Annotated in this window: 29 protein-coding genes; 13 read left to right on the plus strand and 16 right to left on the minus strand. The window is 67.7% G+C overall.

Going from position 1 to position 25,686, the window contains the following annotated elements; translation table 11 throughout:
- Nucleotides 1-7: 7 nt before the first annotated feature.
- From ACGRVM_RS07860 to folK, 6 genes are all read right to left on the minus strand, one after another.
- On the minus strand, nucleotides 8-442 hold the full coding sequence (locus ACGRVM_RS07860) for an ABZJ_00895 family protein (RefSeq protein WP_377171132.1): 435 nt from the start codon (nucleotides 440-442) through the stop codon (nucleotides 8-10).
- Nucleotides 439-1,185 carry a pyridoxine 5'-phosphate synthase gene (locus ACGRVM_RS07865; protein WP_377171130.1) on the minus strand — a complete coding sequence of 249 codons (747 nt, stop codon included), beginning with the start codon at nucleotides 1,183-1,185 and terminating at the stop codon, nucleotides 439-441. The genes ACGRVM_RS07860 and ACGRVM_RS07865 overlap by 4 nt, the downstream gene beginning before the upstream one ends.
- Before the next feature lie 90 nt (nucleotides 1,186-1,275).
- On the minus strand, nucleotides 1,276-1,950 hold the full coding sequence (locus tag ACGRVM_RS07870) for a DUF2062 domain-containing protein (protein WP_377171127.1): 675 nt from the start codon (nucleotides 1,948-1,950) through the stop codon (nucleotides 1,276-1,278).
- 19 nt (nucleotides 1,951-1,969) lie between these two features.
- Nucleotides 1,970-4,105 (minus strand): RelA/SpoT family protein, encoded by a 2,136-nt coding sequence (locus ACGRVM_RS07875; protein WP_377171125.1) that lies wholly within the window; start codon nucleotides 4,103-4,105, stop codon nucleotides 1,970-1,972.
- 89 nt (nucleotides 4,106-4,194) lie between these two features.
- Nucleotides 4,195-4,548: a DNA-directed RNA polymerase subunit omega gene (rpoZ, locus tag ACGRVM_RS07880; protein WP_377171123.1), complete on the minus strand. Its 354-nt coding sequence runs from the start codon at nucleotides 4,546-4,548 to the stop codon at nucleotides 4,195-4,197.
- 73 nt (nucleotides 4,549-4,621) lie between these two features.
- Nucleotides 4,622-5,206: a 2-amino-4-hydroxy-6-hydroxymethyldihydropteridine diphosphokinase gene (gene folK, locus ACGRVM_RS07885; RefSeq protein ID WP_377171120.1), complete on the minus strand. Its 585-nt coding sequence runs from the start codon at nucleotides 5,204-5,206 to the stop codon at nucleotides 4,622-4,624.
- Between the two features lie 157 nt (nucleotides 5,207-5,363).
- Here folK and ACGRVM_RS07890 point away from each other — a divergent pair, with 157 nt between their 5' ends.
- From ACGRVM_RS07890 to ACGRVM_RS07915, 6 genes are all read left to right on the plus strand, one after another.
- Entirely contained in the window at nucleotides 5,364-5,936 is a 573-nt protein-coding gene (locus ACGRVM_RS07890; RefSeq protein ID WP_377171118.1) for a LabA-like NYN domain-containing protein, read from the plus strand.
- 107 nt (nucleotides 5,937-6,043) lie between these two features.
- Nucleotides 6,044-6,994, plus strand: coding sequence for a 4-hydroxy-3-methylbut-2-enyl diphosphate reductase (ispH, locus tag ACGRVM_RS07895; protein ID WP_377171116.1), 951 nt, complete (start codon nucleotides 6,044-6,046; stop codon nucleotides 6,992-6,994).
- A complete protein-coding gene (locus ACGRVM_RS07900; protein WP_377171114.1) occupies nucleotides 6,991-7,443 on the plus strand; it encodes a DUF3429 domain-containing protein in 453 nt (150 codons plus the stop codon). The genes ispH and ACGRVM_RS07900 overlap by 4 nt, the downstream gene beginning before the upstream one ends.
- Complete coding sequence (locus tag ACGRVM_RS07905) at nucleotides 7,440-8,033, plus strand: methyltransferase domain-containing protein (RefSeq protein ID WP_377171112.1); 594 nt, start codon at nucleotides 7,440-7,442, stop codon at nucleotides 8,031-8,033. The genes ACGRVM_RS07900 and ACGRVM_RS07905 overlap by 4 nt, the downstream gene beginning before the upstream one ends.
- Nucleotides 8,026-8,487: a ribonuclease HI gene (gene rnhA, locus ACGRVM_RS07910; RefSeq protein ID WP_377171110.1), complete on the plus strand. Its 462-nt coding sequence runs from the start codon at nucleotides 8,026-8,028 to the stop codon at nucleotides 8,485-8,487. The genes ACGRVM_RS07905 and rnhA overlap by 8 nt, the downstream gene beginning before the upstream one ends.
- Nucleotides 8,484-9,107 carry a trimeric intracellular cation channel family protein gene (locus ACGRVM_RS07915; protein WP_377171108.1) on the plus strand — a complete coding sequence of 208 codons (624 nt, stop codon included), beginning with the start codon at nucleotides 8,484-8,486 and terminating at the stop codon, nucleotides 9,105-9,107. The genes rnhA and ACGRVM_RS07915 overlap by 4 nt, the downstream gene beginning before the upstream one ends.
- A gap of 52 nt (nucleotides 9,108-9,159) precedes the next feature.
- On the opposite strand, the gene ACGRVM_RS07920 is transcribed toward ACGRVM_RS07915, so the two are convergent.
- Genes ACGRVM_RS07920 through def (ACGRVM_RS07935) form a run of 4 tightly spaced genes read right to left on the minus strand, consistent with a single transcriptional unit; the run spans nucleotide 9,160 to nucleotide 11,347 of the window.
- A complete protein-coding gene (locus tag ACGRVM_RS07920; RefSeq protein WP_377171105.1) occupies nucleotides 9,160-9,402 on the minus strand; it encodes a hypothetical protein in 243 nt (80 codons plus the stop codon).
- A 9-nt stretch (nucleotides 9,403-9,411) separates the two neighbouring features.
- Nucleotides 9,412-10,326, minus strand: coding sequence for a methionyl-tRNA formyltransferase (gene fmt / locus ACGRVM_RS07925; protein WP_377171103.1), 915 nt, complete (start codon nucleotides 10,324-10,326; stop codon nucleotides 9,412-9,414).
- Nucleotides 10,327-10,329: 3 nt separating this feature from the next.
- Complete coding sequence (gene def / locus ACGRVM_RS07930; protein ID WP_377171101.1) at nucleotides 10,330-10,827, minus strand: peptide deformylase; 498 nt, start codon at nucleotides 10,825-10,827, stop codon at nucleotides 10,330-10,332.
- 1 nt (nucleotide 10,828) lies between these two features.
- Complete coding sequence (gene def / locus ACGRVM_RS07935) at nucleotides 10,829-11,347, minus strand: peptide deformylase (protein ID WP_377171099.1); 519 nt, start codon at nucleotides 11,345-11,347, stop codon at nucleotides 10,829-10,831.
- Nucleotides 11,348-11,457: 110 nt separating this feature from the next.
- On the opposite strand from def (ACGRVM_RS07935), the gene ACGRVM_RS07940 reads away from it, so the two are divergent.
- The gene (locus ACGRVM_RS07940; RefSeq protein WP_377171097.1) at nucleotides 11,458-12,627 is read left to right on the plus strand and encodes a MalY/PatB family protein; all 1,170 of its coding nucleotides are present in this window, start codon (nucleotides 11,458-11,460) and stop codon (nucleotides 12,625-12,627) included.
- A gap of 16 nt (nucleotides 12,628-12,643) precedes the next feature.
- On the opposite strand, the gene ACGRVM_RS07945 is transcribed toward ACGRVM_RS07940, so the two are convergent.
- Nucleotides 12,644-13,003, minus strand: coding sequence for a hypothetical protein (locus ACGRVM_RS07945; RefSeq protein WP_377171096.1), 360 nt, complete (start codon nucleotides 13,001-13,003; stop codon nucleotides 12,644-12,646).
- 196 nt (nucleotides 13,004-13,199) lie between these two features.
- On the opposite strand from ACGRVM_RS07945, the gene cbiB reads away from it, so the two are divergent.
- Nucleotides 13,200-14,111: an adenosylcobinamide-phosphate synthase CbiB gene (gene cbiB / locus ACGRVM_RS07950; RefSeq protein WP_377171094.1), complete on the plus strand. Its 912-nt coding sequence runs from the start codon at nucleotides 13,200-13,202 to the stop codon at nucleotides 14,109-14,111.
- 10 nt (nucleotides 14,112-14,121) lie between these two features.
- Here the strand turns inward: cbiB and ACGRVM_RS07955 are convergent, their stop codons facing one another.
- Nucleotides 14,122-17,577 (minus strand): chromosome segregation SMC family protein, encoded by a 3,456-nt coding sequence (locus tag ACGRVM_RS07955; protein ID WP_394624039.1) that lies wholly within the window; start codon nucleotides 17,575-17,577, stop codon nucleotides 14,122-14,124.
- A 183-nt stretch (nucleotides 17,578-17,760) separates the two neighbouring features.
- On the opposite strand from ACGRVM_RS07955, the gene ACGRVM_RS07960 reads away from it, so the two are divergent.
- Nucleotides 17,761-18,210 carry a GNAT family N-acetyltransferase gene (locus ACGRVM_RS07960; RefSeq protein WP_377171089.1) on the plus strand — a complete coding sequence of 150 codons (450 nt, stop codon included), beginning with the start codon at nucleotides 17,761-17,763 and terminating at the stop codon, nucleotides 18,208-18,210.
- A gap of 6 nt (nucleotides 18,211-18,216) precedes the next feature.
- Here ACGRVM_RS07960 and ACGRVM_RS07965 read toward each other — a convergent pair whose 3' ends face one another.
- Both ACGRVM_RS07965 and ACGRVM_RS07970 read right to left on the minus strand, forming a co-directional pair.
- Nucleotides 18,217-18,396 carry a hypothetical protein gene (locus tag ACGRVM_RS07965; RefSeq protein ID WP_377171087.1) on the minus strand — a complete coding sequence of 60 codons (180 nt, stop codon included), beginning with the start codon at nucleotides 18,394-18,396 and terminating at the stop codon, nucleotides 18,217-18,219.
- A gap of 79 nt (nucleotides 18,397-18,475) precedes the next feature.
- Nucleotides 18,476-18,856, minus strand: coding sequence for a hypothetical protein (locus ACGRVM_RS07970; protein ID WP_394624040.1), 381 nt, complete (start codon nucleotides 18,854-18,856; stop codon nucleotides 18,476-18,478).
- Nucleotides 18,857-19,045: 189 nt separating this feature from the next.
- On the opposite strand from ACGRVM_RS07970, the gene ACGRVM_RS07975 reads away from it, so the two are divergent.
- Together ACGRVM_RS07975 and preA are read left to right on the plus strand one after the other, a co-directional pair.
- Nucleotides 19,046-20,386 carry an NAD(P)-dependent oxidoreductase gene (locus ACGRVM_RS07975; RefSeq protein WP_377171083.1) on the plus strand — a complete coding sequence of 447 codons (1,341 nt, stop codon included), beginning with the start codon at nucleotides 19,046-19,048 and terminating at the stop codon, nucleotides 20,384-20,386.
- 3 nt (nucleotides 20,387-20,389) lie between these two features.
- Entirely contained in the window at nucleotides 20,390-21,694 is a 1,305-nt protein-coding gene (gene preA / locus ACGRVM_RS07980) for an NAD-dependent dihydropyrimidine dehydrogenase subunit PreA (protein ID WP_377171081.1), read from the plus strand.
- 10 nt (nucleotides 21,695-21,704) lie between these two features.
- Here the strand turns inward: preA and ACGRVM_RS07985 are convergent, their stop codons facing one another.
- Both ACGRVM_RS07985 and ACGRVM_RS07990 read right to left on the minus strand, forming a co-directional pair.
- Nucleotides 21,705-21,965: a hypothetical protein gene (locus ACGRVM_RS07985; RefSeq protein WP_377171079.1), complete on the minus strand. Its 261-nt coding sequence runs from the start codon at nucleotides 21,963-21,965 to the stop codon at nucleotides 21,705-21,707.
- Between the two features lie 92 nt (nucleotides 21,966-22,057).
- Complete coding sequence (locus tag ACGRVM_RS07990) at nucleotides 22,058-22,690, minus strand: TetR family transcriptional regulator C-terminal domain-containing protein (RefSeq protein ID WP_377171077.1); 633 nt, start codon at nucleotides 22,688-22,690, stop codon at nucleotides 22,058-22,060.
- A gap of 163 nt (nucleotides 22,691-22,853) precedes the next feature.
- On the opposite strand from ACGRVM_RS07990, the gene ACGRVM_RS07995 reads away from it, so the two are divergent.
- Together ACGRVM_RS07995 and hydA are read left to right on the plus strand one after the other, a co-directional pair.
- On the plus strand, nucleotides 22,854-24,116 hold the full coding sequence (locus ACGRVM_RS07995; protein ID WP_377171075.1) for a Zn-dependent hydrolase: 1,263 nt from the start codon (nucleotides 22,854-22,856) through the stop codon (nucleotides 24,114-24,116).
- 106 nt (nucleotides 24,117-24,222) lie between these two features.
- Nucleotides 24,223-25,686 carry a dihydropyrimidinase gene (hydA, locus tag ACGRVM_RS08000; protein ID WP_377171073.1) on the plus strand — a complete coding sequence of 488 codons (1,464 nt, stop codon included), beginning with the start codon at nucleotides 24,223-24,225 and terminating at the stop codon, nucleotides 25,684-25,686.

Here is a 25,686-nt window from a genome sequence, read left to right on the forward strand (position 1 = left end):
GCCCGCCTCAGGAGGCTCCCGGCCGATTGCGGCGCGCCTCCTCGTTCCGCGCGCCGAGGCCGAGGAAGAACCGGTTGGAGAGCAGATAGATGATGGCATGCACCGCGAGCATCAGCCAGAAGGCGCGCGTGCCGATTGGCGCGACGCTCTGCGCCGAGCCTTCGGGGATGACCCAGACGGCCCCGAAGCTGAGCGCGGCATTGAGAAGAACCGCAAGCCCCGTCGCCAGAAGCGCGAAATTCCACGCCTCCGAAGGGTTGGGCACGCGCCCCTCGTCCCGCACGAACGCGCGTCCCTCGAGCAGCGCCGCGATCATCGCCGGCGCCAGAAGCTGCCCGGACGCGCCTAGCCCCGCATCCGCCCAGGTGTTCAGCGCCAGCACGATCAATGCCGAGGCGACGGCCACGCCGAGGAAGATCGCGGTATAGCGCAGGTAATTCATCGCGCCGCCTCCATCAGCTCGCGCATATGGCCGATGGCGCCTTCAAGGCCCATGAAGACCGCCTCGCCGATCAGGAAATGACCGATATTGAGTTCCCTCACTTCGGGCATGGCCGCGATGGGGCCGACCGTGTCGAAGGTCAGGCCGTGGCCGGCATGCACCTCGAGGCCGAGACCGTGGGCGAATGCGGCCATTTCGCGCAGGGATTCCAATTCGCGGTCGCGCGTCTCGAGATCCCCTTCGGCATGCGCGTCGCAATAGGCGCCGGTATGCAGCTCGATGATGTCCGCGCCGGTGCGCGCCGCCGCCTCGATCTGTGCACGATCGGCGGCGATGAAGATCGACACGCGGCAGCCCGCGTCCCGCAAGGGGGCGATGAAATGGGCAAGGTGGTTTTCGTCGCGGGCGACGTTCAGGCCGCCTTCGGTCGTGCGCTCCTCGCGCTTTTCGGGCACGAGGCAGACGGCATGGGGTTTGTGGCGCAGGGCGATGGCCTGCATCTCTTCCGTGGCCGCCATTTCGAAATTGAGCGGCACGCTCAGCGCGTCCATCAGCGCCTCGATATCGGCGTCGCGGATATGGCGGCGATCCTCGCGCAGATGCGCGGTGATGCCGTCTGCGCCCGCCTGCTCGGCGAGCTTCGCCGCGCGCACCGGATCGGGGACGGCCCCGCCGCGCGCATTGCGCAGGGTCGCGACGTGGTCGATATTGACGCCGAGGCGCAGCTTTGACGTATCCGGCATGACTTCCCCCGAGAACGGCAGCTTACGGGCGGGTTGGAGCGGGCCCGCACCGCCCTACAGAAAGCGCGCGGGCGCGCGCCGTCAAGCCACCTAGCGCGGCGGCGTCTCGCGGTGTGACGCTTTCGCATCTTCCACCGCCGCCTTCTGCTTGAGCGCGATCCACTTGGCCTTCAGCTTGGCCTGGCGGCGCTTTTGATAGACCATGATGATCGGCAGCGAGAAGTAATAGGCCACGAGGCCAGCGATCAGACCCATGATGATCCCGCCGATCATGTAGGGCTGGAACACGTCGTGATAGAAGAGCGCGAGCTGATCCCAATGCGCCTTCTCATGTGTGAAGATCGCCAGGAAATTGTGCTTGAGATCGCCCGCCGCGCCCGAAAACTTCTCGGCGAGGCTGAGATCCGATTCCTCGAGCACGTTGCGCCCGGTGCCCAGGAGGAAATGCCCGGTCTGGAGCGAGCTTGCCGCGATGGCGAGAAAGGTCAGCGGATTGCCCACGAAGGTCGCCAGAAGCGACGCGATGATGTTGCCGCGCAGGATCTTGGCGATGAGGGCGGCCAACACGAAATGCAGCCCGAAGAAGGGCGAGAACGTCACCAGCACGCCCGCGAAGATGCCGCGCGCGATGCGGTGCGGCGGATCGGGCAGGCGCGTGACGCGGTGCTGGACGTATTTCGCCGCGCGCGTCCAGCCGCCCTCGGGCCAGAAGAATCCTGCCGTGGCTCTCCAGACGGATCTTCTGTCTCGTCGCTTGAAGACCAAGGGGAGCCCTCTTTCGGTTTCAGGTTGCGCCCTTGCCGGAGGCACGGGCGATATCTCGGTGACGCTCGATCCGGGCGATATCGCTGTCGGCGTCCAGAACACTGATGACGCTGTGCAGTTGTTCGGCGTCGCGAAGCTCGACCTCGGCCAGGATGCGGTAGAAATCCGGCTTGCGGTCCACGAATGTCAGGTCGGAGATATTGGCGTTGCACTCCCCGATCAAGGTGCAAATTCGGCCCAGCACGCCGGCATCGTTGCTCATCGTGATATCGAGCGAAACCGTGTAGACCGCCGCATGCGTGCCCGAGTGCCAGGCGAGGTCGATCCAGCGGTCGGGCTGGTCCTCGTAATTCTGGAGATTGTCGCAATCGATGGAGTGGACGGTGACGCCCTGCCCGCGAAACGTGATCCCGACGATGCGCTCGCCCGGCAGGGGCTCGCAGCATTTCGCCCGCTCGAAGCGCTGGCCCGGATCGAGGCCGATCACCGCGCGGTCGCGGCCCACCTCCTCGCCGCCCTGCGGGGCGAGGTCGGGATAGACGGCGCTCACCACCTCGCGCGCAGTCAGCTCGGCGCTGCCGAGCCGGGCCAGAAGCGCGCCGGTGTCCTGAAGGCGCAGGTTGCGGGCCGCCGTGGTCAGCGCCTTGTCGGTCGCGCGCTTGCCCACATGTTCGAACGCCGCGCGCGCAAGCTCGCGGCCGAGCTTGATGTAGCGGCCCCGGTCCTGCTCGCGCAGGGCGCGGCGGATCGCGGCCTTGGCCTTGCCGGTCGTCGCGATGTCGAGCCAGCTCGATTGCGGCATCTGCCCGTCCGCGATGATGACCTCGACGGACTGCCCGTTCTTGATCCGCGTCCAGAGCGGCACGCGCATCCCGTCGATCTTGGCACCGACGACCGCGTGGCCGATCCGCGTGTGGATCGCATAGGCGAAATCGATCGGCGTCGCACCGCGCGGCAGCTTGATGACATCGCCCTTCGGCGTGAAGCAGAACACCTGATCGGAATACATCTCGAGCTTGACCGCCTCGAGAAAATCCTCGTGATCGTCGCCCGAGTCGAGCTGATCGGTCAGAGTGCTGATCCATTTGGCCGGATCGACGGCGAAGGGGTTCTCGCTGCGCACGCCGTCGCGGTAGGACCAATGCGCGGCCACGCCCGACTCGGCCACGTCATGCATCTGCCGCGTGCGGATCTGCACCTCGACGCGCTTGCCGTCCCGGCCCGAGACCGTCGTATGGATCGAGCGGTAGCCGTTCGACTTGGGCTGGCTGATATAGTCCTTGAACCGGCCCGGAACCGCGCGCCAGCGCTGGTGGATCGCGCCGAGGATCGCATAGCAATCGCTCTCGGAGGCGCAGATGATGCGGAACCCGTAGATATCCGACAGGCGCGAGAAGGCGAGATCCTTCTCCTGCATCTTGCGCCAGATCGAATAGGGCTTCTTGGCGCGGCCGAGCACCTCGGCCTCGATGCCGACCTTCGCCAGTTCCTTGCGGATATCGCCGGTGATGCGCGTGATGACGTCGCCCGATTCGCGCTGGAGCGTGATGAAGCGGCGCATGATCGACGCGCGCGCCTCGGGATTGATGACGCGGAAGGCCATATCCTCCAGCTCCTCGCGCATCCATTGCATGCCCATGCGCCCGGCGAGGGGCGCGTAGATATCCATCGTCTCGCGCGCCTTCTGCACCTGCTTTTCGGGCCGCATCGCCTTGATGGTGCGCATGTTGTGCAGACGGTCCGCCAGCTTGACGAGGATGACGCGCAGATCCTTCGACATGGCGATGAGAAGCTTGCGGAAATTCTCGGCCTGCTTGGTCTCGGACGAGCTGAGCTGGAGATTGGTCAGCTTGGTCACGCCATCCACGAGATCGGCGATTTCGCCGCCGAACATCTCGCTCACGGCGGCATAGGAGGCGCGCGTGTCCTCGATCGTGTCATGCAGAAGCGCGGTCACGAGCGTCGCATCGCCCAGACGCTGCTGGGCGAGGATGGCGGCGACGGCGATGGGATGGGTGAAATAGGGCTCGCCCGAATGGCGGGTCTGCCCCTCATGCATGCGGCGCCCGTAATCGTAGGCGCGCCGCAGAAGACCCTCGTCGCAGCGTGGATTGTAGGTGCGGACCAGCGCGATCAGGTCATCGGCGGTAATCATCAAGTTCACCCGCCGCGCGAGGGCGGCCACACTCGTTAAGGGGAGTTGCGCGCCCGCCCGGCAAGGCCGGTGCGCGGACGCGCGGGGTCTCAGCCCTGCCCTTGTGCCCGCATCAGTTCGCGCAGCAGCCGCTCTTCGGACATGTCGTCCTCGGCGGGCTTGTCGGCTTCGCCGCCCATAAGAAGGGCCATCTGGTCCTCTTCGGGCTCGTCGACCTCGATCTCGGTCTGGTTCGATTCGATCATCCGCTCGCGCAGATCGGCGGCGCTCTGCGTCTCGTCGGCGATCTCGCGCAGGGCGACGACCGGGTTCTTGTCGTTGTCGCGGTCGACGGTCAGCGGCGCCCCGGACGAGATTTCGCGGGCGCGGTGCGCGGCGAGCAGCACCAGGTCGAAACGGTTGGGAACCTTGTCGACGCAATCTTCGGTCGTAACGCGGGCCATGAGACCTCCGGAATGAGTAGGATCGGGGTGTAAACCTGCTCTCTACGCGGCAGCGCGGCGAGGTGCAAGCGGGTTATGGCAGGCGGAGCACCTCGGCGCGGCTTTTCGCCGGCAGCGCGTCCAGCATCTCCGAGACCGTGCGCCCCAGCACCGGATGGCGCCACTCGGGTGCGACGTCGTTCAGCGGCACCAGCACGAAGGCGCGGTCCTGAAGGCGCGGATGGGGCAGAACGAGCGTCTCTGGCGCGCGCTCCATCTGCGCCGCGGGATCGAGGTCGCGCCACGCGGCGAAGGTATCCGCGTCGGGCAGCACCGCATCCCCGCAGGCGACGAGATCGAGATCGAGCGTGCGCTGCCCCCAGCGCCGCACCCGCTCGCGCCCAAAGCGCGCCTCGATCCGGTGGAGAAGCGCGAGGAAAGCCTCCGGCGTCATCGCCGCGCCGATCCGCGCGGCGGCGTTGACGTAATCGGGCCCCGCCCCGGCCGGAAAGCAGGGCGTCGCATAGAAGGCGCTCACGGCGCGGATATCCGCCCCCGCCTCCGCCAGCGCGGCAAGCGCCGCCTGCAGCGTGTCGCCCGGCGCTCCGGCCTCGGACGGCATGTTCCCGCCGAGCGCGACGAGAAAGTCCTGCGGTTCCGTCACGTCAGTATGGATCATGGACCTTTCCCCGCTTATTGCGCGTTGTTCGCTCAGAACGCGTCCGGCTGTGCCCGGCCCGCAACGATCTGGCGGAGCAGCCCAGCGGCATATAAAATTCAACCTTCACTGTCCGTGTCTTCTAACCGAGGGTGCGCGGCACCGAAAGGATCAAGCAATGTTCTATAAAGATGAGCGTCTCGCCCTGTTCATCGACGGATCCAACCTCTACGCCGCCGGAAAGGCGCTGGGGTTCGATATCGACTACAAGCTCCTGCGCACCGAGTTCATGCGCCGGGGCAAGCTTCTGAGGGCTTTCTACTACACCGCCCTGCTGGAGAACGACGAGTATTCGCCCATTCGCCCCCTCGTCGACTGGCTGAACTACAACGGCTTCACCATGGTCACCAAACCGGCCAAGGAATACACCGACAGCCAGGGCCGCCGTAAGGTGAAGGGCAACATGGATATCGAACTCACGGTGGATGCGATGGAACTCGCGCCGCGCGTCGATCATATCGTGCTCTTTTCGGGCGACGGTGATTTCCGGCCCCTCGTCGAGTCGCTCCAGCGCCAGGGCGTGCGCGTCTCGGTCGTCTCCACGATACGGAGCCAGCCGCCCATGATCTCGGACGATCTGCGTCGGCAGGCTGACAATTTCATCGAACTCGAAGAGCTCCGCGACGTGATCGGGCGCCCCCCGCGCGAGCATCAGAACGAGCGCAGCGACGCCTACGAGACGCAGGACTGACGTTAAGGCGCGCCCTGACAAGGGGGGCGCGCCATCCCATCAATACGGCCATCGCCTCTGGACGCATGGCGCCGCGTGGCTTACCTCTCCGCCCAAGGAGCCCCGCCATGACCAAACCGCCCCTCACCCTCTTTCTCGCCGCGCCGCGCGGTTTTTGCGCGGGCGTCGACCGCGCGATCAAGATCGTCGAGATGGCGCTCGCGAAATGGGGCGCGCCCGTCTACGTGCGCCACGAGATCGTGCACAACAAATACGTGGTGGACGATCTGCGCGCCAAGGGCGCGGTTTTCGTCGAGGAACTGGACGAATGCCCCGATGACCGCCCGGTGATCTTCTCGGCCCATGGCGTGCCCAAATCCGTGCCCGCCGAAGCGGACAAGCGGCAGATGATCTATGTCGATGCCACCTGCCCGTTGGTGTCGAAGGTCCATATCGAGGCCGAGCGCCATCACGAGGCGGGGCTTCAGATCATCATGATCGGCCATGAGGGCCACCCTGAAACCATCGGAACGATGGGCCAGCTTCCCGAGGGCGCCGTGCTTCTGGTCGAGACCGAGGCCGACGTGGCCCAGCTTGAGGTGCGCGACGAAACCGCGCTGGCCTATGTGACGCAGACGACGCTCAGCGTCGACGACACGATCGGCATCGTCGGGGCGCTGACCGCGCGATTCCCGTCCATTCGCGGCCCGCACAAGGAAGACATCTGCTATGCCACCACCAACCGGCAGGCGGCGGTCAAGGCGATGGCGGCCCGGTGCGAGGCGATGCTGGTGGTGGGCGCGCCCAATTCCAGCAATTCGCGCCGCCTCGTCGAGGTGGGCGCGCGCGCGGGCTGCGGCTATGCGCAGCTCGTCCAGCGCGCCGCCGATATCGACTGGCGGAGCCTCGAAGGCATCAGCACGATCGGCGTCACCGCCGGCGCCTCGGCGCCCGAAGTGCTGGTGAACGAGGTGATCGAAGCGCTTCAGGCGCGCTTTGACGTGACCATCGAACAGGTCGAGACGGCGACCGAGAATGTCGAATTCAAGGTGCCGCGCGTTCTGAGGGCCAGCGCATGACGGGCATTCCCCGCGCGCCCCTGATGCTCGGCCTCGCGGGTCTGCTGCCCTTCGTCTGGGGCGCGCTGACCGTGCTGAACCCCGCCTTGGCCGAGTGGACCATCCGCGCCATCGGGCCGCGCTTCGCCGGGCCCTATGTGATGCTTTTCTACGGCGCGATCATTCTTTCCTTCATGTCGGGCGTGCTCTGGGGCTTCTCGACGCGGCTCGAGGGCGCGCAGGCAAGCACGGGCTATGCGCTTTCGGTCATTCCTGCGCTCTGGGCCTTCTTCACCACCGGGGGCGGGCCGGTCAGTGCGGGGATCTCGCTCATGGCGGGCTTCGCGGGCCTACTCGCGCTCGATGGGCTCTTCTGGCGCTATGGCGCGGCGCCCGCATGGTGGATGCAACTGCGCGTCCTTCTGACCGCGATCGTGCTGGCCTGCCTCGCCGTGGGTGTCTTCGCATGAGCGCGGATGCCGAAACCCTCGTCGTCTATGCCGCCAAGGCGCGGGATTACGCCGAGATGACCGCCGATCTTTCGGGCGACAGGCATCTGGCCGCGTTCATCGCCGCGATGCCCGAGAGCGCGCGCGTGCTCGATCTGGGCTGCGGGCCGGGCCGCGCGGCAGGGCAGATGGCCGACCGCGCCATGATCGTCGACGCGGTGGATGCCGTGCCCGAGATGGTCGACATGGCTGCCGCGCATCCGGGCGTCACCGCATGGCAGGCCGATTTCGACGAGATCGGCGGCGTCGACATCTATGACGGGATCTGGGCCAATTTCAGCCTCGTGCACGCGCCCCGCGCCGATCTGCCGCGCCACCTCGCGGCGCTGAAGGCCGCGCTCAAAGCTGGCGGCCTTTTGCATGTCGGCATGAAGACCGGCACCGGCGAGACGCGCGACGCTCTCGGGCGGCTCTACACCTATGTCACCGAGGCCGAGCTGCGCGCCCTGCTCGCCGAGGCTGGTTTCCGCCCCGCGCAAAGCTGGACGGGCCGCGATATCGGCCTCGACGGCACCCCCGCCGACTGGGTGGTGATCCACTCCCATGGCTGAGCTTTTCGCCTATACCGACGGGGCCTGTTCGGGCAATCCCGGCCCGGGCGGCTGGGGCGCGCTCCTGCGCGCGATGGACGGCGAGACTGTGGTCAAGGAGCGCTGCCTCAAGGGCGGGGAGGCCAATACGACGAACAACCGGATGGAGCTTCTGGCGGCCATCAACGCATTGGAGACGCTGGCGAAACCGTCGCGGCTGACCATCGTGACCGACAGCCAGTACGTCAAGAACGGCGTCACGGGCTGGATCCACGGCTGGAAGCGCAACGGCTGGAAGACCTCCGCGAAAAAGCCCGTCAAGAATGTCGAGCTCTGGCAGCGCCTCGATGCGGCGCAGGCGCGCCATGACGTGACCTGGCAATGGGTCAAGGGCCATGCCGGCCACCCCGAGAACGAGCGCGCCGACGAGCTGGCCCGCGAAGGGATGGCCCCGTTCAAGAAATCCGGCGCATGAGCGCGCCCGTCCTTCTGGACTACGCGTCGGTCCTGATATTCGCGCTCACCGGCGCGCTGGTGGCCAGCCGCGCGCAGCTCGATATCGTGGGCTTCGCCTTCATTGCCTGCCTCACCGCCGTGGGCGGCGGCACGCTGCGCGACGTCATGCTCGACCGAAATCCGATCTTCTGGATGGGCGATCCGACTTACATCCTCATCGCCGCCAGCGCCGCCGCGCTCATCTTCTTCACCGCGCATCTGGTCGAGAGCCGCTATCGCTGGCTCTTGTGGCTCGATGCCTTCGCACTCGCGGTCGCGGTTCCGGCGGGCGTCTCGGTGGCGATGAGCCTCTCGCAGCCCGCGCCGATCATCGTGCTGATGGGCATGGTCACGGGCTGCATGGGCGGCCTCATGCGCGACGTGGTGATCGGCGAGGTGCCGCTGGTTCTCAAACAGGGCGAGCTCTACGTCAGCGCCGCCTTCGCGGGCGCGCTCGCCGCCGTGCTTCTGCGCGGCGTCACTCCCGATCCGCTCATCGTGCTGGGTGGCTGCGGCGCGGTCACATGGGCGCTGCGCGCAGGCTCGCTCGCCTTCGGCTGGTCGCTGCCCGTCTATAAGGCGCGCCCGCCCCGGCACTAGCGCGGCCCCCTCTTCATCTTGGCAGAAATACTCAAATCCCGCGCCTGCGGATCTAGCGGCGTCCGCGCCAATGGGTCGGCACGATGACGAGCGCGCCGATGGACGACGCGATGGCGTTCAGCCCGGGCGAGCCGAAACCGATCCCGAACATCAGCCGCAGGAAATAGGCGAGAAACGCGCCGCCGATGCAGATGATGATGGATTGCAGGATGCCGTTGCGGGTGAAGCCGGATTTCTCCGACAGATACCCGACGATCCCCGCGATCACGACCGTGCCCATGATGGTTGGAAACATTTGCCTGCCCTACAGAACCGTGCCCACCGGCACGGCCATGCCGCGCAAGAACTCGCCCGCATCCTGCGCCCCGCGCCCGGCCCGCTGCAAGCGCAAAAGCCGCACCGCGCCCTGGCCGCAGGCCACGGTCAGCCCGCCCGGCCCGGCCGCCAGCACCTCGCCCAGCGCGCCCGCGCCCTCCCCGAGGCGCGATGCGAGGAGCTTGATCCGCTGGCCATCCATCTCGCACCAGGCGCCCGGAAAAGGCGAAAGGCCCCGGATCTGCCGGTCGATCCGGGCCGCATCCTCGCTCCAATCGATGCGCGCCTCGGCCTTGTCGATCTTGGCGGCATAGCTCACGCCCTCATCCGGCTGAGGCTCGGGAACAAGCGTATCGAGCGTGCCAAGCGCTTCGACGATGAGCGCGGCGCCCATCGCGCTCAGCCGGTCATGCAGCGCGCCCGTGGTCTCTGCGGCGCCGATGGGCGTGGCCTGCCGCAGGAGAACCGGGCCGGTGTCGAGCCCCGCCTCCATCCGCATGATGCAGATGCCCGTCTCTGCATCGCCCGCCATGATCGCGCGGTGGATGGGCGCGGCCCCGCGCCAATGCGGCAAGAGCGAGGCGTGGATGTTGAGGCAGCCGCGCGTCGGTGCGTCCAGCACCGCCTGCGGCAGGATGAGACCATAGGCCACGACGACAGCCACGTCCGCGCCGAGCGCGGCGAAGTCCGCCTGCTCCTCCGCGCCTTTCAGCGACACCGGATGGCGCACCTCTAGGCCCAGCTCCTCGGCCCGCGCGTGAACCGGCGTCGGGCGGTCCTTCTTGCCCCGGCCGGCGGGGCGCGGCGGCTGGCAATAGACCGCCGCGATCTCGTGACCAGCATCGACCAGCGCCTCGAGCACCGGAACCGAGAAATCGGGCGTTCCCATGAAGACGATGCGCATAACCTACCCCATCACCTTGCGCGCGCGGCGCAGGAACATGTCGCGGCGCAGCTTGGTCAGGCGGTCGTAATACATGCGCCCGTTCAGATGATCGATCTGGTGCTGCACCGAGGTGGCCCAGAGGTGCACGAAATCGCGCTCTTCCACCTCGCCCGCTGCGTTCAGGAAGCGCACCGTCACCGCGCGGGGCCGCGCGACCAGCGCCGACAGGCCCGGCAGGTTCGGGCTCGCCTCCTCGTGCGGGCGCATCTGGACGCTGGCATAAAGGATTTCGGGATTGGCCATGCGGATCGCCTGCCCGCGCGTCTCGCTCGCGTCGACGACCGCGAGGCGCAGCATCACGCCGATCTGAGGCGCGGCGAGGCCGACCCCCGGCATCGCCTCCATCGTGTCGATCATGTCGTTCCAATGCGCGCGGATCTCGTCCGTGATCGCCTCGACCGGGTCGGCGGGCGTGCGCAGGCGCTTGTCCGGCCAAGGAATGCAGCGGCGCGCCGGCATGTCAGCCCCGCGCCTGCTCGCGCTTGAGCTTCTGCATGCGGCGCGTGATGAGCTGGCGTTTCATCGGGCCGATATGGTCGATGAAGAGCTTGCCGTTGAGATGGTCGATCTCGTGCTGCACGCAGGTGGCCCAGAGGCCGTCCATGCCCGCGCGCCGCTCGCGCCCGTCCATGTCGATCCAGCGCACCTCCACCTCGGCGGGGCGCGTCACTTCGGCGAATTGATCGGGGATCGAAAGGCAGCCTTCCTCATAGACGTTCTGCTCGTCCGAGCGCGCCACGATCTCGGGGTTGAACATCACCAGAGGCTCCTGCTCCGCACCCTCTTCCTTCACGCAATCCATCACGATGAGGCGGCTCAGAATACCCACCTGCGGCGCCGCGAGGCCGATGCCCGGCGCGTGATACATCGTCTCGAGCATGTCCTCGGCCAGCTTGCGCATCTCGTCCGTCACGTCATCGACGGGCGCGCAGACCTTCTTGAGGCGGGGATCGGGGTGGATCAGGATCGGCATTTTCATGCAGGCCATGTAGGGCAAGCCCGCCGCATGCGCAACGCCCCTTGCGCCCGCCGCCGCCTCGGTTAGCCTGCCGCGCAGCCCATCGCGGGGTGACCAGAAGGAGAGACTGCATGAATTTCGACGAGATCATCGACCGTGTCGGCACGCATTCCAGCAAATGGGACATGATGGAGCCGATCTATGGGGTCAGCCCCAAGGACGGGATCTCGATGTGGGTGGCCGACATGGATTTCCGCCCGCCGAAATGCGTGTCGGACGCCGTGGCGGCGATGCACGATCACGGGATCTACGGCTATTACGGCGACGACGCCACCTATCGCGCGGCGATCCAGTGGTGGATGAAGGAGCGGCACGGCTGGGCGCTCGACAAGGACGCCATCTTCACCACGCATGGCCTCGTCAACGGCACGGCCATGTGCGTCGATGCCTTCACCGCGCCTGGCGACGGCGTGGTCCTCTTCACGCCGGTCTATCACGCCTTCGCCCGCGTCATCAAAGCCGCGGGCCGCGAGGTGACGGAATGCGAGCTGCGCCATGACGGCGCAAAATACGTCATGGATTTCGACGCCTACGACGCGCAGCTCACCGGGCGCGAGCGGATGGTGATCCTCTGCTCGCCGCACAATCCCGGCGGGCGCGTCTGGACCCGCGAGGAGCTCGAGGGGGTCGCGGCGTTCGCGCGGCGGCATGACCTCATCCTCGTCTCGGACGAGATCCACCACGATCTGGTGATGCCGGGCCATCGCCATGTGCCGATGTCGCTGATCGAAGGTGCGGCGGAGAGGCTGGTGATGATGACGGCGACGACCAAGACCTTCAACATCGCGGGCGCGCATGCCGGGAACGTCATCATCGCGGACCCGGGTCTGCGCGCGCGCTTCGCCGCGCGCATGGCGGCGATGGGAATATCGGCCAATTCCTTCGGCCTGTTCATGACCGAGGCCGCCTATTCGCCCGAGGGCGCGGCATGGGTCGATGCGCTTTGCGACTATCTGCACGGCAATGCGCGCCTCTTCGACGAGGGGGTGAACACCATTCCGGGCGTGCGGTCCATGCCGCTCGAGGCCACGTATCTCGCCTGGGTCGATTTCTCGGGCACAGGCATGCCGGCGGCGGAGGTCGTCTCGCGCGTGCAGGAAAGCGCGCGCATCGCGGCCAATCACGGCCCCACCTTCGGCGCGGGCGGCGCGGACCATTTGCGCTTCAACCTCGCCACGCCGCGCGCCCGCGTCGCCGAGGCGGTGAGCCGTCTTCAGGACGCCTTCGCGGACCTTCAATAACGCCCGCGCCGCAGGATCATTCGCCCCGCGGCGCCTCGAGCAGGCCCGCGGGCGCATCGGCGGCACGCACGAAATCGGCGGGCTGGCTGCCCGTCGCCTCCGTCATGCGCTTGTAGTCGAAAACCCGCTCGCCGCCCTCCTCGGCGGCGGCCACGATCAGCCCGCGCGAGAGATGGCGCGGCCCGTCGAAGATATCCACGAGACCGCGCAGATGCGCGCCCTCCGCCGCGTCCACGGCAAAACCGCCCGGCCAGGCGCGCAACACGCGCAGCGAGACGCCATCCGCCTCGACGCGGAGCCGGCTGCTCCTCAGATGCGCGGCCCGGCGCGCGGCATCGAGCCCGTCCTGCACGTCGCGCGGCAAATGCATGTCCATGATCCGGCCTCCTTCGTGCCTGCCCTTTCCATCAGAATGCGCCGCCAAGCCTTTCAATCAAGTTAAGAATTTACGAAATTTCCTCGCAGTCACCGATTTGCCAGACCGCGCGGGCAAGCCGCCTCTTGCGCGGACCCCGCCGATGGCGTTCAAGAAGCGCGGGCAGCACCGCCCGCCGCCGTGCAAGGACATCTCGATGAACATCGCCGCCATCCTCGCGCTCGCCATGCTGCTCGACGCCGCACTGGGCGAGCCGCGCTGGCTCTGGTCGCGCCTGCCGCACCCCGCCGTGCTGATGGGCCGCGCCATCGACGCGCTCGAGGCGCGGCTGAACAACGGCGGGTCGCGGCGCATCAAGGGCGTGCTCGCCCTCCTTCTTCTTTGCGCGGGCGCGGGCCTCGCCGGCTGGCTGATCTCGCAGCTCGGCAGCATCGCCACCATCCTCGCGGCGGCGATCCTCATCGCGCAGCGCTCGCTCGTCGATCATGTCGCGGCGGTCGCCACCGCGCTCCGGCGATCGACCGAGGCGGGACGCGCCGCCGTCGCCATGATCGTCGGGCGCGATACCGAGAGCATGACGCAAGCCGACGTGACGCGCGCGGCGATCGAATCGGCGTCGGAGAATTTCAGCGACGGTGTGATCGCGCCCCTCTTCTGGCTGGCGGTCGGCGGGCTGCCGGGCCTCGCGATCTACAAGGCGGTCAACACCGCCGACAGCATGATCGGCCACCGCACCCCGCGTCACGAGGCTTTCGGCTGGGCCTCCGCGCGGCTCGACGACGCGCTGAACCTCATCCCCGCCCGCGCAAGCGCCGCGCTTATCTGGATGCTCGACCGCCCGCGCGCGCCCTGGCGCGACATCCGCGCCGATGCGATCCGCCACCGCTCGCCCAATGGCGGCTGGCCCGAGGCGGCCATGGCGCGCAGCATCGACACCGCCCTCGCGGGACCGCGCGCCTATAATGGCCGGATGCAGGACTATCCCTTCGTTCATCCGGACGGCATGCGCATGCCCGGGCCCGTTCAGATCGACGCGGCGGTGAGAGTGCTCTGGCGGGCATGGGGCGCGGTGCTTGCCGCGGCGTCGGTGCTGGCGATCCTGCTCTGACGGACGCCCCTCAGGCGACCATCGCCTCGGCCTTCTTGAGATCGACCGACACGAGCTGCGAGACGCCCTGCTCGGCCATGGTGACACCGAAGAGCCGGTCCATCCGGCTCATCGTCACGGCGTTATGCGTGATGATGAGAAACCGCGTCTCGGTCCGGCGGCACATCTCGTCCAGCAAATCGCAGAAGCGTGCCACGTTGGCATCATCGAGCGGAGCGTCCACCTCGTCGAGCACGCAGATCGGCGCAGGGTTTGCGAGAAAGACGCCGAAGATGAGGGCGAGCGCGGTCAGCGTCTGCTCGCCGCCCGACAGAAGGCTGAGAACGCTCAGTTTCTTGCCCGGCGGCTGGCACATGATCTCGAGCCCCGCCTCGAGCGGATCGTCGCTCTCGACCAGCACGAGATTGGCCTCGCCGCCACCGAAGAGATGCTTGAACAGCATGGCGAAATTCGAATTCACCTGCTCGAAGGCGGTCAGCAGGCGCTCGCGCCCCTCGCGGTTGAGGCTGGCGATGCCGCTGCGCAGCGCCTTGATGGCCTCCTCGAGATCGGTCTTCTCGGCGACGAGCGTACCGTGCTCTTCCTCGATCTCCTTGGCATCCTCCTCGGCGCGCAGGTTCACCGCACCGAGCGCGTCACGCTGGCGCTTGAGCCGGTTCACCTCGGCCTCGATCTCCTCGGAGGCGGGCATGGTGCCGACATCCATCTGGAGACCTTCGAGAAGCGCTTCGGGCGATGTCTCGAGCTCATCCTCGATCCGCTGATGCGCCGCGCGGCGGGCCTCTGAGGCGGCATCGGTGCGCGCCTCGCTGCGCGCGCGGGCCTCGCGCGCTTCGCCTGCGGCCCGCTCGGCGGCGCGCTCGGCCTCGGTCGCCTGCCGCAGGGCGCCTTCGCCGCCGCTCAGCGCATCGCGCGCGGCGGCGACGCGCGCCTCGGCCTCGGTGATCTTGCCCGCCAGAGCCGCGCGCTCGGCCTCGAGCGCGCCTGGTATGGGACGCGCCTCGGCCAGATCAGCCTCGGAGCTTTCCTTGCGCTCGCGAAGTTCCGCGCCGCGCTTCTCCGCCGTCTCGAGCCGGTGGCGCCAGCCGCTGATTTCCTTGGTGACTTCCTGCCGGCGCCGCACCCGCGCGTCGCCCTCGCGGCGTAGCTCGTCATGCGAGGACCGGCGCGTCATCATCGTGATGCGCGCGGCCTCGACCGTCATCTTGATATCCTCGGCGCGGGCGCGCTCGGCCTCGAGATCGCCCAGCTCCGACAGGCCCTTCTCGGCCTCCGCAAGGCTCGCGCGGGCGGCCATCGCCTCCTCGGCATGACGGGTCACGGCGAGGCCGAGCGATTCGAGCTTCGACGCCGCCAGATTGCGGTCCGCCTCGGCGCGGCTGAGCGCGCGGGAGGCGTCGTTCACCGCGGCATCGGCGGCGCGGCGCGCGGCGCGGGCGGCCTTGTCGGCCTCGGTGCGCTCGGCCAACTGGCGGCCCAGCGCCTCATGCGCATCGCGCGCGCCATCGGCGCGGGCGGTCGCATGGGCGAGCTGTTGCTTGAGCGATTCGAGGCGGTTGAGCTGCTCGAGCCGGAGCGCCGCCGCCGAAGGCGCATCCTCGGCCCAGGCGCGATAGCCGTCCCAGCGCCAGAGATCGCCTTCGAGGCTGACGAGCCGCTGGCCGGGCTTGAGAAGCGGCTGGAGGCGCAGGCCGTCATCCGCATCGACGATCCCGATCTGGCCCATGCGGCGCGCCAGCACATCGGGCACCGACACGTTCTGCGTGAGCGGCGCCACCCCTTCGGGCAGCGATTGCGGCACCTCGTAGGGCGGAAGCTCGGCCCAGCCGGAGGGCCCGTCGGGGCCCACCTGCGGCGCGCGCAGATCGTCGGCGAGCGCCGCGCCCAGCGCCTTCTCGTAGCCGAGCTGCACCTGCAGGCGATCGAGGATCTGCCCGCCCTCGGCCGTGTCGCGTTCCAGCAGGCGAGCGAGGGCCGAAACTTCGGCGCTGATCGCGCTCAGCTCGCCTTCGGCCTCGCTGCGCTCGGCGCGGGCGGCGGCCTCGCGCGTCTGTGTGTCGGCGCGGGCGGCATCGGCGGCGCTCAGCGCGGCCTCGGCGTGCTCCGCGGCGGCGAGCGCCTCGGCCTCGGCGCGGCCCGCGGCCTCGAACTCGGCCCCGGCCTTCCCCATCGCCGCACGGCTGCCCTCGACAGCGGCCCGCGCGCGCGCCTCTTCGGCCTCGCTGCGTTCGAGCGTCTTGCGGCTGTCCGCCAGAAGGCGCTGCGCCGACTGGTGCCGCGCGGAGAGGCGCGCGACATCCTCGGTCAGCGTCGACAGATCCGCCTCGCGGGCCTGCAAGGTCTGGCTCGCCTCGCGCGCGGCTTCGGCGGCGGCCTCGAGCCGGGCCTCGTGCCCCTCGCTCGCCTTGACCAGCTCGGCCTGCTCCCATTCGAGGCGCTTGATCGTCTCCTCGGCATCGGCGTTGAGCCCCGCCTCGCGCTCCATGTCGCGCTCGAGCTGCGCGATGCGCCCCTCCAGCGTTTCGATCCGCGTGCGCGCGGCGTCCTCCTGATCGGCGAGGCTGCCGTGCTGGAGGTTCAGCCGTTGCAGGACGGCGGCGGCGATCGCCTCTTCCTCGCGCAGTTTCGGAAGGATGTCTTCTGCGGCGGCGCGGGCCTTGGCGGCCTCGCGGGCGGCGGTCTCGGCACGGGCGGTGGCGGCGGTGCGCTCGCGAAGCTCGCCCCGCGCGGCGGCCAGCGCCTCGTCGGCCTCGCGCCAGCGGCGATAGAGCAAAAGCCCCTCCGCGGTGCGCAGCTCGTCCCCGATGGCGCGGTAGCGCGCCGCCTGCCGTGCCTGCCGGGCGAGCGAGGCAAGCTGGCTCGCCAGTTGCTCGACCGTGTCATCGACGCGCGCGAGATTTGTCTCGGCGCCCTTCAGCTTCAATTCCGCCTCGTGCCGCCGCTGGTAGAGACCGGAGATGCCCGCCGCCTCCTCGAGAATGCGGCGGCGCGACTTGGGCTTGGCGTTGATCAGCTCGGAAATCTGCCCTTGGCGCACGAGCGCGGGAGAGTGCGAGCCGGTCGAGGCATCGGCGAAGAGCATCTGAACGTCGCGCGCGCGCACGTCCTTGCCGTTGACCTGATAGGCGCTGCCCACGTCACGGGTGATGCGGCGCACGATCTCGATGTGATCGCTATCGTTGAAACCCGCAGGGGCGAGCCGGTCGGCATTGTCGATATGGATCGTGACCTCGGCGAAGTTGCGCGCGCCGCGCGATGCGGCGCCGGCGAAGATCACGTCCTCCATGCCGCCGCCGCGCATCGCGGTCGGGCGGTTCTCGCCCATGACCCAGCGCAGCGCCTCCAGAAGGTTCGACTTGCCGCAGCCATTGGGGCCGACCACGCCGGTGCGCCCGCTGCCGATGATGAGATCGGTCGGATCGACGAAGCTCTTGAAGCCGTTCAGTCTGAGCTTGGAAAAGCGCAAGGGGCGTGGGGTCTCCGGGCGACGAGGTGCGGGTCTGGCGGGTAATGTGCGGGGCCGCGCGGGCCTCTGTCAACGCATTTGCCCCGCATATGGCCGATTTAGCGGGGTTATCCACAAGATATTGACACGGGCGTCGGCATCGCGCGCTTGACAGCCGCGCCGCGCTCGGCTCCTGATCGGCGCATGTTGATCGTCGAGCCCGCCAATCCTCTCGCCCCCGGACCGCATGCCCTGCTTGAGCAGAGCCATGCGATGATGCAGGAGCTGTTCGAGCCGGAGGAGAACTATTTCCTCGGCTTCGAAGCGCTGCGCGCGCCCGAGGTGCATTTCATCGCCGCGCGCGAGGGCGGCACGACACTCGGCACGGGTGCGTTGGTGCGGATGGAGGGCTATGGCGAGGTCAAGTCGATGTTCACCGCCCCCGATGCGCGGGGGCGCGGCGTCGGCGCCGCCATCCTACGCGCACTCGAGGATCATGCGCGCGAGACGGACCTCGCGCTGCTCAGGCTCGAGACGGCCGATATTCTGGACGGTGCCGTGCGCCTTTACGAGCGTGCGGGCTTCACCCGGTGCGGCAGGTTCGGCGCCTATGTCGAGAACGACGTGAGCGTCTACATGGAAAAGACGCTCTAGCGCGCCTTAGTCCTTGCCGGCGGCCTTGTCCTGCGCCGCCTTCATGCGGGCCAGAAGCTCGGCCTTGCCGGGGCGTTCCTTGCCGCGCTTGCCGAACGGGTCTTTCTGCGATCCGGGCGCATTATGCTCGGTATGGCGCGGTGCGTTGCGGCCCAGTTTGGGCGCGCCTTGTGCCTTGTAATTCATGGAAAGGTCATCCTTGCGGGGCGACGCTGCCCCAGGCCCCGCTCTTGCCGCAAAGCCGCCCCGAAATCAAGCGGGCGCATCAGCCGGGCGCGGGCCGGCATTCGAGCTCGGCGATGCCGTCGAAGATCTTGTAGGCATCGCACCGGTAGGATTGCGCGCGCGGCAACGGCTCGAGCCGCTGGCCGCAATCGAGCCGCGCGGTCATCAGCGCCGCGTCGCCGTCGAGCGCGCGCACCTTGCAGCCCGACACCTTCTCGATGGCGAGCGCGCCGTTCGGCGCGGCGCTGGACAGGCGCGGCGCCCAGCGCGCGTTGAGGCGCATCGCCTCGGCCCGCAGCCCGTCCACCCGCACGTCGAACACATCCCCGCCGAGCGAGATGCGCTGAGCCTCCACCCCGCGGAACCCCGGTCCGGGCGTGTTGCAGGCCATGAGCATGACGGCTGCGGCAAGAAGGATCATCAGGGCTTTCATGCCCGTAGATTGCCACACGAATCGTTAACGGATGGTTAGCCGCGCACCGCCGATCCGAAATGTCGCGAGCAGCCCCCGAGCCGCAACATTCTGTCGCGGCCTTTAATTTTACCAGTTGATAAAATTTCAATCCGTGTTTTACTCGAGGTCAGCCACCCCTTGCCCGAGGAGGACGCCATGACCGAAAGATCCCATCCCGGCAGCCTGACGCCCGGTATCGTGCCGGGGCGTCTGCCCGCCGAAGACTACGCCGAGAATTTCAGCGACCTGCACCCGAGGCTCGACCGGCACGAGGCGCTCGTCGCGGCCGACCGGTGCTATTTCTGCCATGACGCGCCCTGCATCACGGCCTGCCCAACGGATATCGACATCCCCCTCTTCATCCGCCAGATCGCCACCGGCACGCCCGAGGCGGCGGCCAAGACGATCCTCACCCAGAACATCATGGGAGGCATGTGCGCGCGCGTCTGCCCGACCGAGACCCTCTGCGAAGAGGTCTGCGTGCGCGAGGTGGCCGAGGGCAAGCCGGTGCTGATCGGCCAGCTTCAGCGCTATGCCACGGACATTCTGATGGAGCAGGGCATCCATCCTTTCACCCGCGCGCCGGATACCGGCAAGCGCATCGCGGTGGTCGGCGCCGGGCCCGCGGGCCTCGCCTGCGCGCATCGCCTCGCCATGCTGGGCCACGGCGTGACGGTCTACGACGCGCGCCCCAAGCCGGGCGGGCTCAACGAATACGGGATCGCGAGCTACAAGACGACGGACGATTTCGCCGCGCGTGAGGTGGACTGGCTGCTCAAGATAGGCGGCATCGCCGTCGAGACGGGCAAGGCGCTCGGGCGCGAGGTCACGCTGGACGAGCTGAAATCGGATTTCGACGCGGTCTTCCTCGGCATCGGCCTCGGCGGCGTCAATGCGCTGAACCTCGAGGGCGAGGACAAGGACGGGCTGCGCGATGCGGTCGATTTCATCGCCGATCTGCGGCAGGCGGGCGATCTCTCGCGTTTGCCCATCGGGCGCGACGTGGTGGTGATCGGCGGCGGCATGACCGCCGTGGACGCCGCCGTGCAGGCCAAGCGTCTGGGCGCGCTCAATGTCACGCTGGTCTATCGGCGCGGGCGCGAGCGGATGAACGCGAGCGTCTACGAGCAGGACCTCGCCGCCTCCTCGGGCGTGCGGATCGTGACGAACGCAAGCCCCGTCGCGGTGATCGGCAACGGCGCGGTGCGTGAAATCGAATTCGAATACACCGACGACGCGCTGAAGCCCACGGGCCAGACCTTCCGCCTTGCCGCCGATCAGGTCTTTCGCGCCATCGGCCAGACACTGGAGGGCGCGGGCCTTCCCGATCTCGACGGGCGCAAGATCGCCGTCACCGGCGCAGGCCGCACCTCGATCCAAGGCATCTGGGCGGGGGGCGATTGCGCATCGGGCGGCGACGATCTGACCGTGACAGCGGTGGCCGAAGGGCGCGACGCCGCGATGGACATTCACGCAACACTGACGGCGGAGGGCTGAGCGATGGCCGACCTCACGAGCGACTTCATCGGAATCAAATCCCCCAATCCCTTCTGGCTGGCCTCGGCGCCGCCGACGGACAAGGAATATAACGTCCGCCGCGCCTTCGATGCGGGTTGGGGCGGCGTCGTCTGGAAGACCCTGGGCGAGGCCGGGCCGCCCGTCGTCAATGTCAACGGGCCGCGCTATGGCGCGATCTGGGGTGCGGACCGGCGCCTTCTGGGCCTCAACAATATCGAGCTGATCACAGACCGCCCGCTCGAGGTGAATCTGGAGGAGATGCGCCGCGTCAAGCGGGATTACCCGGACCGCGCGCTGATCGCCTCGCTCATGGTGCCGGTCAACGAGGATGCGTGGAAGGAAATCCTGCGCCGCGTCGAGGATACCGGCTGCGACGGGGTCGAGCTGAACTTCGGCTGCCCGCACGGGATGAGCGAGCGCGGCATGGGCAGCGCCGTGGGCCAGGTGCCCGAATATGTCGGCCAGGTCGCGCATTGGTGCAAGAAGCATTCGGACCTGCCGGTGATCGTGAAGCTGACGCCCAACATCACCGATATCCGCAAGCCCGCGCAGGCGGCGATGGAGGGCGGCGCGGATGCCGTCAGCCTCATCAACACGATCAACTCGATCACCTCGGTCGATCTCGATCTCTTCGCGCCCCAGCCCACGATCGACGGGCAAGGCGCGCATGGCGGCTATTGCGGCCCGGCGGTCAAGCCCATCGCGCTCAACATGGTGGCCGAGATCGCCCGCGATCCGGCGACGCGTGGCCTTCCCATCAGCGGCATCGGCGGCATCACCACATGGCGCGACGCGGCCGAGTTCATGGCGCTTGGGGCCGGCAACGTGCAGGTCTGCACGGCGGCGATGACCTATGGCTTCAAAATCGTCGAGGAGATGATTTCGGGGCTGTCGCAATGGATGGACGAGAAGGGCTATGTGAGCACCCACGAAATAGTCGGGCGCGCGGTGCCCAATACCGTCAACTGGCAGGACCTCAATCTCAACTACGTCGCCAAGGCGGTCATCGACCAGGATCTCTGCATCAAATGCGGACGCTGCTATGCGGCCTGCGAGGACACCTCGCATCAGGCGATCTCGATGTCCCCGGACCGTGTCTTCGAGGTGATCGACGCCGAATGCGTGGCCTGCAACCTCTGCGTAAATGTCTGCCCGGTCGAGGGATGCATCACGATGGAGGCGATGGCGCCCGGCAGCGTCGATCCGCGCACCGGCAAGGTGGTCGAGGCGGACTATGCCAACTGGACGACGCATCCCAACAACCCGGGCGCCTGCGCCGCCGAGTGATGCGCGTGGGTCAGGGGTGGCGCGGGGTCCGGGGCCCCGCGCCATCGGGCGCGATCAGGCGGGCGCCATCGCCGCCCGGATCGTCCTTCTCGAGCACCTCGCCCGAAAGCGCCTGCGGCGCGGGCCGCGCGGCGGCATGCACCCCGCGCGCAGCGAGGCCCGCCGCCTCGCCCAGCGCCCGCTCCATCTGCGCGCGGCGCAGCTTTTGTTGAACCAAGGCGTCCTGCCCCGCATCGGCATTGCCGAAATCGCGATAATGATATCCCGTCATGAGGCCACTCCCGAGGCCGCCACCCGGGGCCGAGACTAGCCATGCGGGCCGTGCCGGAGCCAGCCGATTTCGCGGTGATGTTTAACGAAAGCTTACCGCGCGCCGGGCGCCAGCGCGCGGCGATAGAGGCCCGTGAGAAAGAGGCCCGCGCCCTCCGTCGCGTCGTCACCGCCCATCAGAACGCCGATCTGCGCGTCGAAATCCGCGTAATGCTGCGTCGTGGCCCAGATGGAGAAGATGAGGTGCCGCGCATCGACGGAGGCGATGGCGCCCGCGCGGCTCCAGCCGTCGATCACGGCGGCGGAGGCATCGAAGAGCGGCTTCAGCTCGCCGTCGAGGAGCGGCCCGATGCGCGGTGCGCCTTGCAGGATCTCGTTGGCGAAAAGGCGGCTCTCGCGCGGGAAATGCTGGCTCATCTCCAGCTTGCGCTGCATGTAGGTCAGGATCTCGTCCAGCGGCTCGCCCTCGGGGTCGATCTGGCGCAGCGGCTCGAGCCATGTGTCCATGAGCTGATGCAGAAGCGTGGCGTGGATCTCTTCCTTGCCCGCGAAATAGTAGAGAATATTGGGCTTGCTCAGCCCCGCGCTCTCGGCGATCTGGTCGAGCGTGGCGCCGCGATAGCCGTGCTGCGAGAAGACGTCGAGCGCCGCGTCGAGGATGCGCTTGCGATTGCGCCGCTGGATGCGGCTGGGTGCGGGGGCGCGCGATTTCGCGGGCTCGGTCATAGGGCGTCTCTGGCCTCCAGCCACATTTGCCCGAAAATCGGGCAAGTTACCGGCGACAGCGAGATCGCCGAACACTATTCTTGACAGGTAAGGCGCGCTCCGCAATCGTTTCGTTGACCAAACGGTAAAAAGACCGCGCCCCGTTCGCGAGAAAGGACACCCCATGCCAGCCCCCACAACCGCCCAGGGACAGAACCTCCGGATCAACGGCGAGCGCCTCTGGGACAGCCTGATGGAGATGGCCAAGATCGGGCCCGGCATCGCGGGCGGCAACAATCGCCAGACGCTGACCGACGCGGATGCCGAAGGGCGCGCGCTCTTCCAGAAGTGGTGCGAGGATGCGGGCTGCGCGATGGGCCTCGATACGATGGGCAACATGTTCGCCACCCGCGCGGGCAGCGATCCGGACGCCCTGCCCGTCTATGTCGGCTCGCATCTCGACACCCAGCCGACGGGCGGCAAATACGACGGGGTTCTTGGTGTGCTGGCGGGGCTGGAGCTTGTCCGCACCCTAAACGATCTCGACATCAAGACGAAGCATCCCATCGTCGTCACCAACTGGACCAACGAGGAAGGCACGCGCTTCGCGCCCGCCATGCTGGCCTCCGGCGTCTTCGCCGGGCTGCATGACGAGGCATGGGCGATGGACCGCACGGACCGCGACGGCAAACGTTTCGGCGACGAGTTGAAGCGCATCGGCTGGCAGGGCGACGAGCCGGTGGGCGCGCGCAAGATGAAGGCGTTTTTCGAGCTCCATATCGAGCAGGGTCCGATCCTGGAGGCCGAGGGCAAGGATATCGGTGTCGTCACGCACGGACAGGGCCTCGAATGGACCGAAGTGACCATCACCGGCAAGGACGCGCATACCGGCTCCACCCCGATGCCGATGCGCCGCAACGCGGGCCTCGGCATGGCGCGCGTGCTGGAGAAGGTGGACGAGATCGCCCTCGCCCACGGGCCGAGCGCCGTCGGCGCGGTCGGCGCGCTCGAGGTCTTTCCCAATTCGCGCAACGTGATCCCCGGCAAGGCGGTCTTCACCGTCGATTTCCGCTCGCCCGATATCGATGTGCTGGCCAAGATGGTGGCGCAGATGAAGGAGGCCGCCAAAGCGATCTGCGACGAGATGGAGCTGGACGTGAGCTTCGAGAAGGTCGGCGGCTTCGATCCCGTTGAGTTCGATGCCGGCTGCGTGAGCGCGATCCGCTCTGCCGCCGAGCGTCTGGGGTATTCGCATCAGGACGTCATCTCCGGCGCGGGGCACGATGCCTGCTGGATCAACCGCGTGGCGCCCACCGCGATGGTCATGTGCCCCTGCGTCGATGGCCTGTCGCATAACGAGGCCGAGGAGATCACGATGGACTGGGCGCGCGCCGGGGCCGACGTGCTGCTGCACGCCGTTGTGGAGACAGCGGGTGTGGAGGGCTAGAAGGGGGCCAGCCCCCAACCCTGAATTTTCGATGAAAATTCAGGGCATCCCCCGGGATATTTGAAGCAAGAAGAAAACGCCGAAACGCGATCAAGGGAGACACATCATGACCACCAAAGTCATCAAGGGCGGCACCGTCTGCACCGCAGACCGCACGTGGAAGGCCGATGTCCTGATCGAGGGCGAGACGATCAAGCAGATCGGCGAGGACCTGAAGGGCGACGAGTATATCGACGCCGAGGGCGCCTATGTCATCCCCGGCGGGATCGACCCGCACACGCATCTCGAAATGCCCTTCATGGGCACGACGGCGGCCGAAACCTTCGAGACCGGCACATGGGCCGCGGCCTGCGGCGGCACGACGATGCTGGTCGATTTCTGCCTTCCGGGCGCGGACGGCTCGATCAAGAACGCCATCAACGAATGGCACCGCAAATCCGCGCCGCAGATCTGCTCGGATATCGGGTATCACATGGCGATCACCGGCTGGAACGAGACCGTCTTCGACGAGATGAAGGACGCCGTCGACATGGGCGTCAATTCCTTCAAGCATTTCATGGCCTACAAGGGCGCGCTGATGATCGAGGACGACGAGATGTTCGCCTCCTTCAAGCGCTGCGCCGAGCTGGGCGCGCTGCCGATGGTCCATGCCGAGAACGGCGATCTGGTGGCCGAGATGCAGCAGAAATACTTCGATCAGGGCATCACCGGCCCCGAGGGCCACGCCTATTCCCGCCCGCCCGAATTCGAGGGCGAGGCCGCGAACCGCGCCATCTGCATCGCCGACGCGGCGGGCGTGCCGCTCTATATCGTGCATGTCTCCTGCGAGCAGGCCCATGAGGCGATCCGGCGCGCGCGCCAGAAGGGCATGCGCGTCTATGGCGAGCCCTTGGTGCAGTTCCTGACGCTCGACGAGAGCGAGTATTTCAACAAGGATTGGGACCATGCCGCGCGCCGCGTGATGTCGCCCCCCTTCCGCAACAAGGAGCATCAGGACTCGCTCTGGGCCGGGCTTCAGGCGGGCAGCCTGCAGGTGGTCGCCACCGATCACGCCGCCTTCTCGACCGAACAGAAGCGCGCGGGCCGCGACGATTTCCGCATCATCCCCAACGGCTCGAACGGGCTGGAAGAGCGCCTTCCGGTCCTTTGGACCACGGGTGTCGAGACGGGCCGGCTGACGCCGAACGAGTTCGTCGCAGTGACCTCGACCAACGTCGCCAAGATCCTGAACATCTATCCCCGAAAGGGAGCGATTGTTGAGGGCGCGGACGCAGATATCGTCGTGTGGGACCCCAAGATCACCAAGACGATCAGCCCCGCCAACCACCATTCGATCCTCGACTACAACGTTTTCGAGGGCTTCGAGGTGACGGCCAACGCGCGCTTCACGCTGAGCCGCGGCGAGGTGATCTGGGCCTGGGGCCAGAACTCGCAGCCCCAGCCCGGCCGTGGCCGCTTCGTGCCGCGCCCCGCCTTCCCATCGGCGCATACCGCGCTCAGCAAATGGAAGGCGCTCAATTCGCCCAAGATGATCCAGCGCGATCCTCTGAACATTCCGGCGGGGATCTGA

This window comes from Roseovarius aquimarinus (assembly GCF_043661195.1).
GTDB lineage: Bacteria > Pseudomonadota > Alphaproteobacteria > Rhodobacterales > Rhodobacteraceae > Roseovarius > Roseovarius aquimarinus.

Excerpts from the sequence above, each read along its gene's own strand:
- ACGRVM_RS07860 (WP_377171132.1), bottom strand. The coding sequence starts at position 442 with ATGAATTACCTGCGCTATACCGCGATCTTCCTCGGCGTGGCCGTCGCC.
- ACGRVM_RS07865 (WP_377171130.1), bottom strand. The coding sequence starts at position 1,185 with ATGCCGGATACGTCAAAGCTGCGCCTCGGCGTCAATATCGACCACGTC.
- ACGRVM_RS07875 (WP_377171125.1), bottom strand. The coding sequence starts at position 4,105 with ATGATTACCGCCGATGACCTGATCGCGCTGGTCCGCACCTACAATCCA.
- rpoZ (WP_377171123.1), bottom strand. The coding sequence starts at position 4,548 with ATGGCCCGCGTTACGACCGAAGATTGCGTCGACAAGGTTCCCAACCGT.
- folK (WP_377171120.1), bottom strand. The coding sequence starts at position 5,206 with ATGATCCATACTGACGTGACGGAACCGCAGGACTTTCTCGTCGCGCTC.
- ACGRVM_RS07890 (WP_377171118.1), top strand. The coding sequence starts at position 5,364 with ATGTTCTATAAAGATGAGCGTCTCGCCCTGTTCATCGACGGATCCAAC.
- ispH (WP_377171116.1), top strand. The coding sequence starts at position 6,044 with ATGACCAAACCGCCCCTCACCCTCTTTCTCGCCGCGCCGCGCGGTTTT.
- ACGRVM_RS07900 (WP_377171114.1), top strand. The coding sequence starts at position 6,991 with ATGACGGGCATTCCCCGCGCGCCCCTGATGCTCGGCCTCGCGGGTCTG.
- ACGRVM_RS07905 (WP_377171112.1), top strand. The coding sequence starts at position 7,440 with ATGAGCGCGGATGCCGAAACCCTCGTCGTCTATGCCGCCAAGGCGCGG.
- rnhA (WP_377171110.1), top strand. The coding sequence starts at position 8,026 with ATGGCTGAGCTTTTCGCCTATACCGACGGGGCCTGTTCGGGCAATCCC.
- ACGRVM_RS07915 (WP_377171108.1), top strand. The coding sequence starts at position 8,484 with ATGAGCGCGCCCGTCCTTCTGGACTACGCGTCGGTCCTGATATTCGCG.
- ACGRVM_RS07920 (WP_377171105.1), bottom strand. The coding sequence starts at position 9,402 with ATGTTTCCAACCATCATGGGCACGGTCGTGATCGCGGGGATCGTCGGG.
- fmt (WP_377171103.1), bottom strand. The coding sequence starts at position 10,326 with ATGCGCATCGTCTTCATGGGAACGCCCGATTTCTCGGTTCCGGTGCTC.
- def (WP_377171101.1), bottom strand. The coding sequence starts at position 10,827 with ATGCCGGCGCGCCGCTGCATTCCTTGGCCGGACAAGCGCCTGCGCACG.
- def (WP_377171099.1), bottom strand. The coding sequence starts at position 11,347 with ATGAAAATGCCGATCCTGATCCACCCCGATCCCCGCCTCAAGAAGGTC.
- ACGRVM_RS07940 (WP_377171097.1), top strand. The coding sequence starts at position 11,458 with ATGAATTTCGACGAGATCATCGACCGTGTCGGCACGCATTCCAGCAAA.
- ACGRVM_RS07945 (WP_377171096.1), bottom strand. The coding sequence starts at position 13,003 with ATGGACATGCATTTGCCGCGCGACGTGCAGGACGGGCTCGATGCCGCG.
- cbiB (WP_377171094.1), top strand. The coding sequence starts at position 13,200 with ATGAACATCGCCGCCATCCTCGCGCTCGCCATGCTGCTCGACGCCGCA.
- ACGRVM_RS07960 (WP_377171089.1), top strand. The coding sequence starts at position 17,761 with ATGTTGATCGTCGAGCCCGCCAATCCTCTCGCCCCCGGACCGCATGCC.
- ACGRVM_RS07965 (WP_377171087.1), bottom strand. The coding sequence starts at position 18,396 with ATGAATTACAAGGCACAAGGCGCGCCCAAACTGGGCCGCAACGCACCG.
- ACGRVM_RS07970 (WP_394624040.1), bottom strand. The coding sequence starts at position 18,856 with ATGATCCTTCTTGCCGCAGCCGTCATGCTCATGGCCTGCAACACGCCC.
- ACGRVM_RS07975 (WP_377171083.1), top strand. The coding sequence starts at position 19,046 with ATGACCGAAAGATCCCATCCCGGCAGCCTGACGCCCGGTATCGTGCCG.
- preA (WP_377171081.1), top strand. The coding sequence starts at position 20,390 with ATGGCCGACCTCACGAGCGACTTCATCGGAATCAAATCCCCCAATCCC.
- ACGRVM_RS07985 (WP_377171079.1), bottom strand. The coding sequence starts at position 21,965 with ATGACGGGATATCATTATCGCGATTTCGGCAATGCCGATGCGGGGCAG.
- ACGRVM_RS07990 (WP_377171077.1), bottom strand. The coding sequence starts at position 22,690 with ATGACCGAGCCCGCGAAATCGCGCGCCCCCGCACCCAGCCGCATCCAG.
- ACGRVM_RS07995 (WP_377171075.1), top strand. The coding sequence starts at position 22,854 with ATGCCAGCCCCCACAACCGCCCAGGGACAGAACCTCCGGATCAACGGC.
- hydA (WP_377171073.1), top strand. The coding sequence starts at position 24,223 with ATGACCACCAAAGTCATCAAGGGCGGCACCGTCTGCACCGCAGACCGC.